Here is a 16,049-nt window from a genome sequence, read left to right on the forward strand (position 1 = left end):
CCGGATGAGGTAACTACTTGGCGTTCTTGCGGTACAATTCAATCAAATCGATGAAGTGATTAAACAACGGTGCGGCATCATGTGGTCCTGGGCTTGCCTCAGGGTGTCCTTGGAAACTAAATGCTGGCTTATCGGTCAGGTGAATACCTTGCAATGAGCCATCAAATAGTGACTTGTGAGTCACTTTAATATTGGCTGGTAGTGTTGTTTCATCAGCAGCAAAACCGTGGTTTTGGCTAGTGATCATCACATTTCCTTGCTCAATATTACTCACAGGATGGTTGGCACCGTGATGACCAAACTTCATTTTCAGTGTTTTCGCACCTGAAGCTAATGCCAACAGCTGGTGACCTAAACAGATACCAAAAACAGGGATCTCTGTTTTTAAGATCTCTTGAATAGCCGTAATTGCGTAATCACATGGCTCAGGGTCACCAGGGCCATTCGATAGGAAAACCCCATCTGGATTCATTGCAAGTACTTCGGCTGCAGGAGTTTGTGCAGGTACAACAGTGACATCACAGCCACGGTCAACCAACATACGTAAGATATTACGCTTCACGCCATAGTCATAAGCAACAACTTTATATTTAAGCTCAGCTTCAGGCGTATCAGATGGCAAACCGCCAACTAAACGCCAGCTACCGCTGCGCCATGAATAGGTTTCGTTTGTTGTCACTTCTTTAGCGAGATCCATGCCTTTAAGACCAGGGAAGGCTTTAGCGGCAGCTAGCGCTTTAGCTTCATCTAAATCACCAACCATGATACAACCGGCTTGAGCGCCTTTTTCACGTAGGATACGAGTTAATTTACGAGTATCGATATCAGCAATGCCAACAACGTTGTTAGCGATCAAATAATCGCTTAAAGATTGCTGATTACGAAAATTACTTGCGATTAACGGCAAGTCTCTAATAATAAGACCACATGCATGAACAGAATCAGATTCTGTATCTTCTTCATTGGTACCAGTATTACCAATATGTGGATAAGTGAGGGTTACCATTTGACGTGAGTATGATGGATCCGTCAAAATTTCTTGGTAACCTGTCATTGAAGTGTTAAAAACGACTTCACCAACAGACATCCCTTCAGCACCAATTGCAGTGCCAGAAAAAATGGTTCCATCTTCAAGTACGAGTAGGGCAGACTTTGTCAATGCGACCTCCGAAAAGAGCCAAACCTTTGAATTTAATTGTTTTTTGAGTGTTTCTAAAATACCAACTTTCGCTAAAATACGAAATTTTGACAAATTCCGCCGATTTTATATGTAAATACAAAACTTGTCTATAGCTGAAGAAAGTATTTTGTCAAAAAAATTTTTTATGCAAAAAAAAACCGCTAATAGCGGTTTTAAATATTTATGCTTTCAAGCCTAAGACTTGTTGCATATCGTAGAGTCCTGCATCTTGCTCGACCAGCCAAGTGGCAGCGCGCATAGCGCCATTAGCAAAGGTCATTCGACTCGATGCTTTATGGGTGATCTCTAACCGCTCACCGATATCGGCAAAAAGCGCTGTATGCTCACCAACAATGTCACCAGCACGAACAGTAGCAAAACCTATGGTTTCTCTGTCACGCTCACCAGTCATCCCTTCACGGCCATAAACGGCACATTTTTCAAGATCACGACCTAAGGTTTCGGCGATCACCTCACCCATCTTAAGCGCAGTCCCAGAAGGTGCATCTTTCTTATATCTGTGGTGACCTTCGATGATCTCGATATCACAGTAATGCCCCATTACCTCTGCAGTCACTTCAAGTAGTTTCCACATCAGGTTAACGCCGACGGCCATATTGGGTGCCATTACAATCGGTATTTGATCTGCATAGGCTGAAATTTGTTCTTTCTGAGCATGATTGAATCCAGTGGTACCGATAACGATTGCCTTGCCGTTTTTCGCGCACCAGTCTGTATGAAACACACTCGCTTCTGGTGAGGTAAAGTCGATAAGCACATCAAAGTCATTTACCGCTTTATCCAATGAGTCGGTGATAGCCACGTTCATCGAGCCTACACCGGCAAGTTCACCCGCATCAACACCCATTAGGGTCGAACCAGCTCGTTCAATCGCCGCGCCCAACAAAATGATGCCATTTTGTTTTGCCGCTTCAATAAGAGTACGTCCCATACGACCGCTGCCGCCTGTTATTGCCACTCTTACGCGTTCAGTCATCTCAGTACTCCCTGCAAAATGTCAAAAAAAAGCCTAAGTATTAACTTAGGCTTATTGTCTAACTTAGATAATGTCTAACAATTCAACTTCGAATACCAAAGTTGAATATGGTGGGATTGCAGCACCTGCGCCGCGCTCACCGTATGCTAGGTGTTGTGGTACAAATAGTCTCCACTTAGAACCTGTAGGCATAAGTTGTAGTGCTTCTGTCCAGCCAGCAATAACGCCAGAAACTGGGAATTCAGCTGGCTCACCACGAGCAACAGAGCTATCAAATACATCACCAGAGATGAAAGTACCGTGATAGTGAGTACGTACTGTAGAGTCGTAACTAGGCTTGTCACCGTTACCTTCAGTAATAATTTCGTACTGTAGACCAGAGTCCAAAGTCACAACGCCTTCACGAGCACCATTATCAGCAAGGAATTTTTCACCTACTTCTGATGCAGCAGCAGCAGCAGCTTCTTGAACTTTCTGGATACGCTGGCTGATTTCAGTGAATGCAATTTGCATATCTTGCATAGATACAACACTTTCTTTACCTTCGAAAGCGTCAGATAGACCCAATTGAACAGCAGAAATATCGATACCTTCAAACGAGTTAGCAGCTAGTTGCTCACCTAGTTGACGACCAACACCGTAGCTTGCTTGCGCTTCAATTGTACTGAACTTCTCAGACATAATGATTGTACTCTCAATGATTCAAATGAATTTTCGCGCGCAACTTTATCATAATTTCTGTGATGTTGCCCTAAAAACCGTAGCTATTTTGGTCTTTGGCAACTATTTTTCACACTGCCTTTGCTGGCTTGATATAAAGGTTGGGCTTTTGCCTGCATCTGTTGCAGCTGAGCAATGCGCTGTCCATGGGATGGATGGGTTGAAAGCAATTCAGGCCCTTGTTCGCCACCCGCTTTTGACATGTTTTTCCAAAGCTCGACACTCGCGGCCGGATCAAAGCCTGCTTTCGCCATCAGCTCGACCCCCATCACATCGGCTTCAGACTCTTGGTCGCGGCCATAAGGCAGTATGTAGCCGACTTGCACACCTAAACCGAGGGCCGCCATATAAAGCTCTTTATCGGCAATGCCGCCTACACCTAAGGCCAGATCCGCCAGTTTCATGCCTGCGCCTGTCATCTGTGCCCGCGACACTTGCTCGTTACTGTGGTTTGCCAGTACATGGGCCACCTCATGACTAACTACAGTGGCGAGTTGGTCGGCATTTACTGCCACATTAAGCAATCCGGTATACACACCGATATGACCACCTGGCAAAGCAAAGGCGTTAACTTGATCAGACTCAAATACCACCACTTCCCAAGGCAAACTTTGGTTGGGCAGAGCCTGAGTTATCCTATTGGCAACACAGTTAACGTACGCGTTTACCGCTTTATCCTGACCAATTTTCTCTTGCCGCTTAATTTGGGCAAATGAGGAGTCGCCAAGCTGCGACATCTCTTGCGATGAGAACAGTAACGTTTGCCCGCGCCCTGTAGGCGATTGGTTCGTTGCACAACCGGTTAGCAGCAATGTTGCGCCAAGCAGTATTAGTATTCCTTTCATATCGGCTAAATTCCCTATTACGCATAGCCTAATGTTAATAATAAACGTCAGACAATAAAAAGCCCCGCAGTCGCGAGGCTTAAATTATATACAGGATGAATCCAGTTTTAGCTATTTAGATCTTGAAAAAACTTCTTCACGCCATCGAAGAAACCTTCAGCCTTTGGGCTGTGCTTCTTTGACTGACCCGTTAAGGTGTCTTCAAATTCACGTAGTAGCTCTTTTTGGCGCTCGTTAAGGTTAACGGGGGTTTCCATCACAACCTTACATAGCAAGTCACCTACCGCATGGCTGCGTACTGACTTAACGCCTTTACCACGCATACGGAACATACGACCTGTTTGCGTTTCAGCTGGGATCTTAAGATTAACCTTGCCATCGAGTGTTGGCACTTCAATCTCGCCACCTAAAGCGGCTTTGCTGAACGAAATTGGCACTTCACAATAAAGGTTGTTGCCATCACGCTGGAAAATAGCATGTTCACGAACACTGACCTGAACATATAAGTCACCTGGTGGTGCGCCATACTCACCCGCTTCACCTTCGCCAGAAAGACGAATACGATCGCCCGTATCGACGCCAGCAGGGATCTTAACTGACAAGGTCTTGCTCTTCTCGACGCGACCTTCACCATGACACTTGTTACAAGGATCTTTAATGATCTTGCCGCGGCCATGACAGGTTGGACAGGCTTGCTGTACAGCGAAGAAACCTTGACGCATCTGTACTTGGCCTTGGCCGTGACAGGTACCACAAGTTGTTGGCGAAGAGCCTTTCTTAGCGCCGCTACCATCACAAGCGTCACAGGCTGCCAATGTTGGAATACGTAGCTCTTTGGTTAGGCCGCGAACAGCCTCTTCTAGAGACAGCTCTAGGTTGTAACGCAGGTCGCTACCACGTGCAGCTTGGCGCTGACCACCACGGCGTCCACCGCCGAAGATGTCGCCAAACACGTCACCAAACACATCACCAAAATCGGCGCCGCCGCCGAAACCACCACCGCCACGATTAGGATCGACACCTGCATGACCAAACTGATCATAGGCCGCTTTCTTATCGCCGTCGGTTAGAATTTCGTAAGCTTCTTTAACTTCTTTAAAGCTCGCTTCGGCTTCTTTATTACCCGGATTGCGGTCTGGGTGAAATTTCATTGCTAAACGCTTATAAGCTTTCTTTATTTCGCGTTCGCTGGCGTCACGTCCGACACCTAATACTTCGTAAAAATCGCGCTTTGACATAGTTAAATACTTTCTTTGCTAAAGTTGCAGTTGCACAAACGGGCGTTAGAGTTTCCTCATAACGCCCGCTACAATAATTTAGGAGTTACCCGTCATTATTTTTTGTCGTCTTTAACTTCTTCAAACTCAGCATCAACTACGTCATCTTCAGGCTTAGCAGACTTTGCTTCACCTTCTGGTTGACCTTGCTCAGCTTGCGCTTTAGCTTGAGCGATCTCCATTAACTTAGAAGATGCTTCCATTAGCTCTTGAGTAGACTTTTCAATCGCTTCTTTGTCATTGCCTTTAACAGCAGTTTCAACGTTAGCCATTGCAGCTTCAATCTTCTCTTTCTCGTCCGCTGGAAGTGCTTCACCCGCTTCTTCGATCTGCTTCTTAGTTGCGTGAACCATGCCATCAGCTTGGTTACGAGACTTAACTAGCTCTTCGAACTTAGCATCTTCGTCAGCGTGAGCTTCAGCATCACGAATCATAGCTTCAACTTCTTCATCACTTAGACCTGAAGAGGCTTTAATGGTGATGTTTTGTGCTTTACCTGTCTTCTTGTCTGTAGCAGATACATGCAAGATACCGTCAGCATCGATGTCGAAAGCAACTTCAATTTGTGGCATGCCACGTGGAGCAGCTTCGATACCTTCTAGGTTGAATTGACCTAGAGACTTGTTACCGCTTGATTGCTTACGCTCACCTTGAAGTACGTGAATAGTTACCGCGCTTTGGTTGTCGTCAGCAGTCGAGAATGTTTGTGAAGCTTTAGTCGGGATAGTAGTGTTCTTCTCGATAAGCTTAGTCATTACGCTACCCATAGTCTCAATACCTAGAGACAGCGGTGTAACGTCTAGTAGCAATACGTCTTTAACGTCGCCAGATAGAACACCTGCTTGAACTGCTGCACCGATAGCAACAGCTTCATCAGGGTTAACATCTTGACGTAGCTCTTTGCCGAAGAATGCAGACACTTCTTCACGCACTTTAGGCATACGAGTCTGACCACCCACTAGAATCACTTCGTTGATGTCAGAAACTGAAAGATCAGCATCTGCAAGTGCAACTTTTAGTGGCTCAAGTGAACGTTTAATCAAATCTTCAACTAGTGACTCAAGTTTTGCACGAGTGATTTTAACCACTAAGTGCTTAGGACCTGTTGCATCGGCAGTGATGTATGGCAGGTTAACTTCAGTTTGTGTTGTGCTTGATAGTTCGATCTTCGCTTTTTCTGCAGCTTCTTTTAGGCGCTGCATAGCGAGTGGATCGTTACGTAAGTCAAGCCCTTGCTCTTTCTTGAATTCGTCAGCAAGATACTTAATCATACGGTTATCAAAATCTTCACCACCTAAGTGAGTGTCACCGTTAGTCGCAAGTACTTCGAACGTTTGCTCGCCATCAACGCTATCGATTTCGATGATAGAGATATCGAATGTACCACCACCTAAGTCGTATACCGCAACGATGTTGTCGCCTTGCTTCTTATCGATACCGTAAGCAAGTGCTGCAGCAGTTGGCTCGTTGATAATACGCTTAACTTCAAGACCTGCGATGCGACCCGCATCTTTAGTAGCTTGACGCTGTGAATCGTTAAAGTAAGCCGGAACGGTAATAACCGCTTCTGTCACTTCTTCACCTAAGAAATCTTCAGCTGTCTTCTTCATCTTCTTCAAGATTTCAGCAGAGATTTGTGGTGGAGCCATTTTCTTGCCTTGAGCTTCAACCCAAGCATCGCCATTGTCTGCGCTGATGATTTTGAATGGCATAATATCAACGTCACGCTGAACTTCGTCATCTTTAAAACGACGGCCAATTAAACGCTTAATAGCATATACAGTGTTAGTTGGATTGGTTACAGCCTGACGCTTTGCAGACTGACCAACTAAAGTTTCATCTGCAGTGTATGCAATGATTGAGGGTGTCGTACGATCGCCTTCAGCATTCTCCAATACGCGTGCTTTGCCGCCATCTAATACTGCAACACAAGAGTTAGTTGTGCCTAAATCGATACCAATAATTCTACCCATGGAGTCCTCCGAAAAACTTTTAAAAACTAAATTTGTTATCTGGTTTATGAAGTGGGGACAGACCGAATACTTTTCAAGTCTTTTTTTATCACCCTAAATCTTCTCTTAACCCCTATATTGGGACGTTTAAGATGAATACAAGGGAGAAATTTAAAATTATCTTGAGAATGCATTAATTTGATCTGTGACTCGTTCGCAACTCGAGGCAAAACGTATAATGGATACAATCTAGAGGTAGCGTGTCAATTGGGTTCATCAAGAGTCAATTTACGCTTAGTTGTCATCTCATTTTGTAGAGTAGTAAACATTGAAATCATCCCATCAAGCCTATCTGTTCGGTATCGGCGCCATTGTCTTATGGTCCACGGTCGCAACAGCGTTTAAGTTAGCTTTAGCGCACTATACTCCCTTGCAATTGGTGTTTATTGCTGTCACCACATCTATCTTTGCCTTAGGTTCAATATTATTTGCACAGAGAAAACTTTCACTGATTAAGCAGCAGTTTTTGAGCAGACCTTGGTTCTATTTACAAACGGGCCTACTCAACCCTTTCTTGTACTATCTAGTACTATTCAAAGCCTATGACCTGTTGCCAGCGCAGCAAGCACTGTCCCTTAATTACACCTGGGCTATTTTGCTTCCTTTGCTATCGGTACCCTTACTGGGTCAAAAATTGAGAAAGAGTGATATAACAGCCGCGCTCGTGGCTTACTCTGGAGTGTTCTTTATTGCAACAAAAGGCAATATCACCAACGTTCACTTTGAAAGTATGACGGGCGTGATCCTTGCGTTAACCAGTACACTGCTTTGGTCGCTTTATTGGATCGTTAATACCAAAGACAAAGGCGATCCCGTTATTAGTCTCTTGCTGAGCTTTTTAGTGGGTCTGCCCTTTATTGTCATCGCACTGTTACTGACTCAGTCTTTACCAACTTGGGACGTAAAAGCCTTGTTCGCCGGCGTCTATGTTGGGCTATTTGAAATGGGTGTCACTTTTGTACTTTGGTTAGTCGCCTTAAAGAAAGCTGAGCGCACAGCGAGTATCAGTACGCTAGTGTTTATTACCCCGGTTATGTCGATAGGCTTTATCGCTTGGATATTGCAAGAAAACATCGAAAAATCGACCTATATAGGTCTAGGCTTGATTATTCTCGCACTGGTATTACAGCAGATTTTGCCTAAAGTTGGCCAATGGCGCACAAGAAAACGTATATCAGCTTAAACACCTAAATTAGATAAGTTAACCATTTAGCCGAACCTAGTGTTCGGCTTTTTAGTTCAAAGGTATTAATAGACTAAACTTTAATTGTAAATCAGCTTAGGCACAGGTATAAAGTAACAACTGCGTAACAAAATGGATATTAGTTATGTATTACAAATATATGGATGCACTTAAATTTTTCAGACAACCCAAAGTCGCGATGCTTATCAGACTAAGCTCTATGCTAGTTGCCGTGGCGATGCTATTAAATGAGTTACAGCTAGGACGCTCTTACTCTTGGTATTTTGCGTTTATATACTGCTTTTTTCTCATTCCCTCACTCTACTTTACCCGAGAGAACCGATATCGGCATTTCTTTCATATGCGGGACCTACTGAAATCCTTTAGGATCTATACGGTATTGATGACCCTTACCTACTTTGTGTTATACCTACACCAAATAATCACTTATGAGCCGCGAGTATTCTCGTCCTTAACCACTTAACGGCATTCCTCCCCGGAAATATGTCATAAAAAAAGCCGCTCAATGCGGCTTTTTATGTGGACTTAAAACAGATCAAGTAAACCCTGTTTAACCACGAATCGTATAATCGCCCCACGCTAACCATTTATAGGTTGTTAGCGCTTCTAGACCCATAGGTCCACGAGCATGCAATTTTTGCGTACTTACTGCAACTTCTGCGCCTAAGCCAAACTCACCGCCATCGGTGAAGCGGGTACTGGCATTAACGTAGACGGCAGCCGAGTCGATAGCGTTCATAAAGTCGCTCGCGGTATGAATGTTATCGGTCAAAATCGACTCTGAGTGGCCACTTGAGAATTGACGGATATGTTCAACCGCGCCATCAAGGTCAGCAACAACTCTAATGCCTAGAGTCAGTGACAACCACTCTGTTGCGAAGCTCTCATCGGTTGCCGCAGAAACATCTAGACCTTCTGCTGTTAAGATAGCTTGTGTCTGATCGCAGCCATAAAAATTAACCCCTAAACCACTAAGGTGCTTAGCTAATACAGGGATAAACTGCTTCGCATGGCTTTGATGAATAAGCACGGTATCGAGCGCATTACAAACTGTCGGTCGTTGTACTTTGGCATTTTCAATCACTGAAACCGCTTTTTCGAGGTTAGCCTCAGCATCAACGTAGATATGGCAAATACCAATACCGCCCAAGATCACTGGAATAGTGGCTTGCTCGGCGCACAGACGCTGCAAGTTTTGCCCGCCACGCGGCACTATCATATCGACATACTTATCGAGCTTTAATAGCCCTGATACCAAGCTTCTATCAGGGTTATCGATAAGCTGTACGCAATCTTCTGATAAGCCTTGCGATACCATGGCACTACGGATCACTGTGCATAAGGCTTTGTTCGACGCTAGCGTCTCTTTGCCGCCACGCAGAATAACTGCATTACCAGTTTTAAGGGCCAATACTGCGATATCGACGGTGACATTTGGGCGAGCTTCGTAAATAACGCCGATAACCCCGAGTGGCACACGTCTGCGAGATAAGCGCAAGCCATTATCTAACAGGCGACTATCGATTTCGCTACCAACAGGATCGGTCAGACCAATCACGTTATCAATGTCGCTAATCACGCCCATCAATCTTGTTTCATCGAGTAACAAGCGATCGATCATCGCATCAGATAAGCCGTTCGCTTTTGCATCTGCAACATCTTGTTGGTTAGCACTCACTATGTCAGCTTTAGCTGCCGTAAGCTTATCGGCAATACAGCGTAATAGCGCTGACTTCTGTTGACCCGAAAGCGTGGCCAAGGCATAGCTCGCCTGCTTTGCATTTTGGCCTAAAGCCGTTAAATATTCGTCGTTATTCATAACACCACCATGTCGTTGCGGTGAACTACTGCATCACCATAATCGTAGCCTAGTATCTCTTCGATGTTATCAGAGTGCTTACCAGCAATCTTACTGACATCAAGCGAGCCGTATCGACTCATGCCCTTGGCGTAAACCTTACCCTTAGTATCAACAAGTTCTATGGTATCGCCGCGCTGAAATAGCCCGTTAACCTCGATGATCCCTTTAGAGAGCAAGCTTCTGCCTTTCTGGGTTACCGCTGTAATTGCACCAGTATCCAGCACGACTTGACCACGAGCCTTAGGCCCGGCCAGAATCCACTGTTTACGGCTCTCAAGCGGATGCTCAAGCGCAGTAAAATGGGTACCGACAGGCTTTGCGCACACTACATTTTGAATGACATCTTTATGATGTCCCGATGCGATCACCACTTCAACACCTGCACGACGTGCAATATCCGCAGCTTCAAGCTTAGTCGCCATTCCACCCGTACCAAGGCCTGAAACCGCGCCCCCAGCCAACATACGTAGGCTATCATCGATGTTTTGGACTTCGGTGATCAGCTTTGCATCAGGGTTTTTACGCGGGTCGGCGTCAAATAGACCTTTTTGGTCGGTCAATAAGATCAACAAATCTGCATCGCATAGCAGTGCGGCTCTAGCAGACAGATTATCGTTGTCGCCAACTTTAATTTCGGCCGTTGCTACGGCGTCATTTTCATTAATAATTGGGATAATGCCATTGTTAAGCAGCGCATTAAGAGAGTCTCTAGCGTTTAAATAGCGCTCCCTGTCATGCAGATCGGCGCGGGTCAGCAATAGCTGGCCAACGTGCAAACCATAAATACTAAATAACTGAGACCAAGCAAGGATTAGCTGGCTTTGCCCTACCGCAGCGAGCAGCTGTTTACTGGCTATGGTATCGGGTAATTGGGGGTAGCCTAAATGCTCTTTACCCGCAGCGATTGCTCCCGAGGTACACAATACGACCTCAACACCTGCTTTCATCAAGCAAGCCATCTGTCGTGCTAATTCAACCATGTGCGCTTTATCTAACTTTAAGCTGCCAGATGTCAGTACACTTGTTCCCAATTTAACCACTACGCGGCGGTAACTAATCTCACTTAAGTTCATTATTTGCTAACAAAATTACATTGAATAAAACCTTATACCCAATCTAGGTTTGAAATGGTAGTAAGCACCAACAAAGAAACTGAAAAAAAAGCTGAATTAGGGATTTCTCATGGAATTTGCAGCAAATTTAGCAGAATATTGAAATTTAACGCGAGATTTTTTAACAGTCGGTTCTAAATCGCCATAAATAGAAAAGCCACATTGTGTGCAGCTTTTCTATTGTGCAACTCGCATTTATTGAACGCGCCATTCACACTCACAGAACGTGCTAGCCATAAATAAACTTAGCAATGAACAGAGCCGCTAATATCACCACGCCAAAGCTTAAGTCTTTATAGCGGCCACTCATCAACTTGATTACAGCATAAGAGATAAAACCCATCGCAATGCCTGTGGCAATAGAGAATGTTAGCGGCATTAAGATACATACCACAACAACGGGTGCCGCTTCGGTAATATCTTCCCACTCAACATGAACTAGGCCTGACATCATTAAGATCGCCACGTAAAATAGCGTCCCCGCCGTTGCATACGCAGGCACCATTGCCGCTAAAGGCGAAATAAATAGCGAACCGAGAAATAGCAAACCAACCACAACGGCAGTTAATCCAGTGCGCCCGCCCGCACTCACACCTGCGGTACTCTCGATATAGCTAGTCGTGGTTGAGGTTCCCAGCATGGCGCCGGCAATGGTTGCAGTGCTGTCAGCGGTTAATGCACGATTAAGCCTTGGCAAACGGCCTTTATCATCTAAAAAACCACCACGCTGAGCCACTGCCACTAAGGTGCCAGAGGTGTCGAATAGATCGACAAATAAAAAGGCAAATACCACCGACAACATACTAATTTCAAGCACGCCAGAAAGATCCATCTTCATAAAAGTCGGTGCGATTGAAGGAGGCATTGAAACCACACCTTGATACTGCACGTCACCAAATAATAGCCCTAATGCAGTAACAGCAAGAATGCTAACAATGACTGCTGACTTCATACCTCGGTGTACCATGGCGATAATCAAGAAAAAGCCCAAAACAGCCATAACCGCAGGAAACGCAGTTATATCCCCCATAGTCACGAGTGTTGCAGGGCTGGCAACCACAATCCCCGCACTCTTAAGCCCTATCAAAGCCAAGAAAAGACCGATGCCAGCAGCAATACCGATCCGCAGTGACATAGGAATACTATTAACTATCCATTCACGAATACGCACTAAAGACAGCACCAAGAAACAGATCCCCGACAGGAACACCGCACCTAAGGCCGTCTCCCATGAATAACCCATCTCGCCGACTACCGTATAGGTAAAGAAGGCGTTTAATCCCATACCTGGCGCAAGTGCAATGGGGTAATTAGCCACTAAGCCCATCACTAAGCAACCAATTGCTGCTGCTAAACAGGTGGCGACAAACACGGCGCCATGATCCATACCGGCATCGGCCAGCATCATAGGGTTAACGAAAATAATATAAGCCATGGTCAAGAATGTGGTTAAACCCGCCACAACCTCTTGCTTTAGCGTTGTTTGATTTTGTTTTAATTTGAATAGTTTTTCTAACATGGAACTCAGTCCCTTGGTTTTTATTATATTGATTTGTAGGGTGTAACCATTGGTAACTTAAGTAAGACTTTTCTATTTAGCAAACAATCATCATTTGATTCACAGTAAGTTTAAATTAACAAAGTTCGAATACCGATATGCACAAAAATCGTTCAAGATGTACATTTACAAGGGATTATACGGGGCGGTTAGGTCAGAGACCAGTTATTTAAAACACCTGTTCGTTTGTGAGTTGGGCTACTCGGGAGCCCACTGAGTTCAGCTTTAGCGTTTGATTGTTTTGCTGTTGATGACAATTAATAACTGTCGAATTTCTACGATAAGTTAGACTGCGTCTAACAATTAAAGTCACGGCGCTTCGCCCGCCCCCGAATGATTGAAAAAAGCATATCTATAATGTTGTTTTTAAGCCGAGCATGATAATCAGCAAAAGTGGTTCCAATTGCCTGCGGCAGGCGTATGTGCAGACACTTCTGAGACTCGCTACAAGTACGTCCCTGTAAGCTCTGCGATGGCATCCATGCCACCGAAGACCTCAGCCGTATCTACACCGAATTAGAAAAGCACAACCTTTGGAATTTAGGGTTATGGCATAGCCCTAACTCGTTATTGGACATAAATGCGTTAGAACTGAGGCTCAAAATTTGAGTAGTGAGATTAGCAAGTGTATGGTAATCAGGTATAGGATAACGTCCATTTAAGAGACTGATAATTGTTTGCTAAAATGTGCAGCGAAGTGAAACCGAGCAAACAATTATAGCAGTCCCGCTTTAAATTCTTGTTAGCTATACATTTAACCAAGCCAATTTTTAACTGGTTTAACCCACTCTGAAAGAGTCGTGTTTTTCTTAGTTTGAAGCTGTTTATAAATCCCTTATAAAACCTACTGTTGTAGGTTTTGTGGTTGTCCATCACTGTTTGCTACAGTTAGTCACCATTTGGTAGCAGAAGAAGATGAATAATAAACAGATACAGGCATTTATTAAAACAGGTGAGCTAACACGTAAATCGAGCTGGCTGAGAACGGAAAAAAATGCCCTACTCTCAGCTTGTTTTATCTGTGACTAACAGCCCTTTGGAAATATCCAAACTTCAACCGCGCCATCTTTACTGCCAAAGTCATCAGCTGATGAACTAGGGTTTGAAAGTGCAGTGTCTTGAGTGGGTGCGCTATTACAGGTTGTGGCAGGGATGACTGACCAGCTTCCGCCACCGGCTCCTGCTCCATCATCGCCAGCACCACCGCCACCATAACCACCTCCGCCGCCACCGCCGCCAGAAGCGCTAAAGCTATCATCTGCATTGCCGCCCCTGCCGTCTGAACCGACCCCAGGATCGCCATTTACCCACTCACTATTAAGCCCTAAAAATGCTTGTCCGCCTTGACCACCAATGCCATTTTTGCCGTCATTGGCGCCACTTCCACCATTCCCCCATTCATCCGTGCTGCCACCGTCGGCTACACCGATAATGGCTTGGCCTACGCCAATGGTTCCCTGACCGATGATTGATGAGGCTGCAACGCCACCAGCACCGCCATCTGTACCATCGTTAAGCCATCCAGAAGAGTCACCACCGCCGCCACCGCCAGCAATAAGTATGATATCGTCTTCAAGTGAAGCAGGGCTACTTTCTGCAATCATGACCAGTGTCGAAGAGCCTCCGTCACCATCGATATTACTCAGTGTGCCTTTTTCACCGATGAAGAAATTGAATGATGTTTGCCCATAATCGTCTAGGAAATGAGATAACGTCGTGACTGTTGATGCAAAACCGCTCTTACCACCATCCCCCCCAGAGGTCCAGAGTCCACCACTAGAGCCAATGCCACCTTCTCCCCCCCAGGCTAAAATGGCCATGGGAGTGTCGTTGTCCAGAGTTGCATCAAAGGATGAGCTAACCTGGCTGAAGATATCGACAAGATTAACAGACATAACCAGCTCTGAAGTATCTTTTGCTTCACAGCTTGTTATTGACGTGCCACCATCAAGACCACCAGACTCGGTGGTACAAACTTCTTTATCAACGGCTGGCAGTAAACATTTATAGACGGTGTTGCCATCATCGGTAACATCCTGCTTAACAGAATCGCACGGGTCAGACTCGGCAACCGCGGTTGAATTACAAAAGCCAACAGAGGTGATATCACAAATGCCTCCGTCGACCCATGTCGCGCCAACGAGGTTGGCGTTATCAAAATCTGTATCCGTGACAGTCGCTTTATCAAGGTCCGCAGGGGATAATTGAGCGCTGGAAAAAGAAGCCCCACTTAGATTGGCATTACTGAGATCTGCATACGTCATTTCCGAACCACGAAAATCACCGTTGCTCATATCGGCGCCACTAAAGTTGGTTCCAGTGAGCGTTGATTCAAAAAGGTCGACATTGGTTAATATGGCATCACTTAAATCAGCGCCGGAAAGATCAGCAAATGTGAGTGTTGCATTATCCAAGTCTGCGCCTGACAAATCACAATTCTTGCATGCGTTGGTGGAAATAAGCGTAGTCACATTATCATCTGCAGTGTCTGCATAAGCTGGGCTTATCAGGATATTGCCAATGGTACTCAGTAGTTTGGAAACAATCGAATAATTAACGCTATTAGCTTCTAGCTGCGAACCACTATCAGGCGTCGTCACCAAGAAGGTAGTATCAGTACTATCTACATGCTGACCATGGGTCAGTACCAGCTGATATTCCCCAGCAGGAATTACTGCCGATGCGCATTCATCATTGGCTGTAACGCTAAGTACTTCATCGCCACTGCTATTATTAAGCACCATAGAGTGATTTGAATTGCTGTTACCATCTTCATAGCAAAATGTATGCTTGAGGGGACGCGAATATTGGTAGGGGATGATGTCAGAGCCTGACTCGCCATTAGAGTCACCCTCTACAGTTGCCGAAGGTGGCTCGAGAAATAAAGCAACGGTACCTTGTTCAGGGTTGGCACGTAAGCGACTATTATTGGCAAAGTCCTTTTCGGTTAAAAGGTCTGACTGTATTTGAGTATCATTGTCGTCGCTTTCACAAGCTGTCACGAAAGTGAGAGAGAATGTTAACGCTAACAACACGTTAAAGTTGCTGCGGTAATCATTGATAGTCTGCACGTTATTTTCCTTATAATGGAACAGATTTTTCTGAAATAGTAATAATGGGCTATCCCAAGCCTCTGAACGCGCAAGGCGTCATTATCCTTTATGATAGTGAATTAGAGTGTTGTTTGAGTCAACCGCTCATAAGAATAAGCAATCGATTGCATTTCGTGTCCTACTTGATGTATTCACAAGCATCTATAGCAACACTCTGCCACCCGTATTAA

The 16,049-nt window shown here is 45.0% G+C and carries 11 protein-coding genes; 1 reads left to right on the forward strand and 10 read right to left on the reverse strand.

Annotated features, from left to right (window positions below; genetic code table 11):
• Positions 1-13 precede the first annotated feature (13 nt).
• The 6 genes from carA to dnaK all read right to left on the reverse strand — a co-directional run bounded on the left by carA (position 14) and on the right by dnaK (position 6,992).
• Positions 14-1,159 (reverse strand): glutamine-hydrolyzing carbamoyl-phosphate synthase small subunit, encoded by a 1,146-nt coding sequence (gene carA / locus SHAL_RS16320; RefSeq protein WP_012278232.1) that lies wholly within the window; start codon positions 1,157-1,159, stop codon positions 14-16.
• A gap of 202 nt (positions 1,160-1,361) precedes the next feature.
• Complete coding sequence (gene dapB / locus SHAL_RS16325; protein ID WP_012278233.1) at positions 1,362-2,177, reverse strand: 4-hydroxy-tetrahydrodipicolinate reductase; 816 nt, start codon at positions 2,175-2,177, stop codon at positions 1,362-1,364.
• Between the two features lie 63 nt (positions 2,178-2,240).
• Positions 2,241-2,858 carry a BamJ family beta-barrel-assembly machinery protein gene (gene bamJ / locus SHAL_RS16330; protein WP_012278234.1) on the reverse strand — a complete coding sequence of 206 codons (618 nt, stop codon included), beginning with the start codon at positions 2,856-2,858 and terminating at the stop codon, positions 2,241-2,243.
• 83 nt (positions 2,859-2,941) lie between these two features.
• Positions 2,942-3,742, reverse strand: coding sequence for a M48 family metallopeptidase (locus tag SHAL_RS16335; RefSeq protein WP_012278235.1), 801 nt, complete (start codon positions 3,740-3,742; stop codon positions 2,942-2,944).
• Positions 3,743-3,849: 107 nt separating this feature from the next.
• A complete protein-coding gene (gene dnaJ / locus SHAL_RS16340; RefSeq protein ID WP_012278236.1) occupies positions 3,850-4,980 on the reverse strand; it encodes a molecular chaperone DnaJ in 1,131 nt (376 codons plus the stop codon).
• A 95-nt stretch (positions 4,981-5,075) separates the two neighbouring features.
• The gene (dnaK, locus tag SHAL_RS16345) at positions 5,076-6,992 is read right to left on the reverse strand and encodes a molecular chaperone DnaK (protein WP_012278237.1); all 1,917 of its coding nucleotides are present in this window, start codon (positions 6,990-6,992) and stop codon (positions 5,076-5,078) included.
• A gap of 307 nt (positions 6,993-7,299) precedes the next feature.
• Between dnaK and SHAL_RS16350 the strand changes: the two genes are divergently transcribed.
• Positions 7,300-8,214, forward strand: a complete 915-nt coding sequence (locus SHAL_RS16350) for a DMT family transporter (protein WP_012278238.1) — start codon at positions 7,300-7,302, stop codon at positions 8,212-8,214.
• A 571-nt stretch (positions 8,215-8,785) separates the two neighbouring features.
• Here SHAL_RS16350 and SHAL_RS16355 read toward each other — a convergent pair.
• The 4 genes from SHAL_RS16355 to SHAL_RS16370 all read right to left on the reverse strand — a co-directional run bounded on the left by SHAL_RS16355 (position 8,786) and on the right by SHAL_RS16370 (position 15,837).
• Positions 8,786-10,054, reverse strand: coding sequence for a glutamate-5-semialdehyde dehydrogenase (locus SHAL_RS16355; protein WP_012278239.1), 1,269 nt, complete (start codon positions 10,052-10,054; stop codon positions 8,786-8,788).
• Positions 10,051-11,169 (reverse strand): glutamate 5-kinase, encoded by a 1,119-nt coding sequence (proB, locus tag SHAL_RS16360; protein ID WP_012278240.1) that lies wholly within the window; start codon positions 11,167-11,169, stop codon positions 10,051-10,053. The genes SHAL_RS16355 and proB overlap by 4 nt, the downstream gene beginning before the upstream one ends.
• Positions 11,170-11,437: 268 nt before the next feature.
• Positions 11,438-12,727, reverse strand: coding sequence for an NCS2 family permease (locus SHAL_RS16365; RefSeq protein WP_012278241.1), 1,290 nt, complete (start codon positions 12,725-12,727; stop codon positions 11,438-11,440).
• 1,064 nt (positions 12,728-13,791) lie between these two features.
• Positions 13,792-15,837: a pentapeptide repeat-containing protein gene (locus SHAL_RS16370; protein ID WP_012278242.1), complete on the reverse strand. Its 2,046-nt coding sequence runs from the start codon at positions 15,835-15,837 to the stop codon at positions 13,792-13,794.
• Positions 15,838-16,049: the final 212 nt, after the last annotated feature.

The sequence above is a fragment of the Shewanella halifaxensis HAW-EB4 genome, assembly GCF_000019185.1.
Lineage (GTDB): Bacteria > Pseudomonadota > Gammaproteobacteria > Enterobacterales > Shewanellaceae > Shewanella > Shewanella halifaxensis.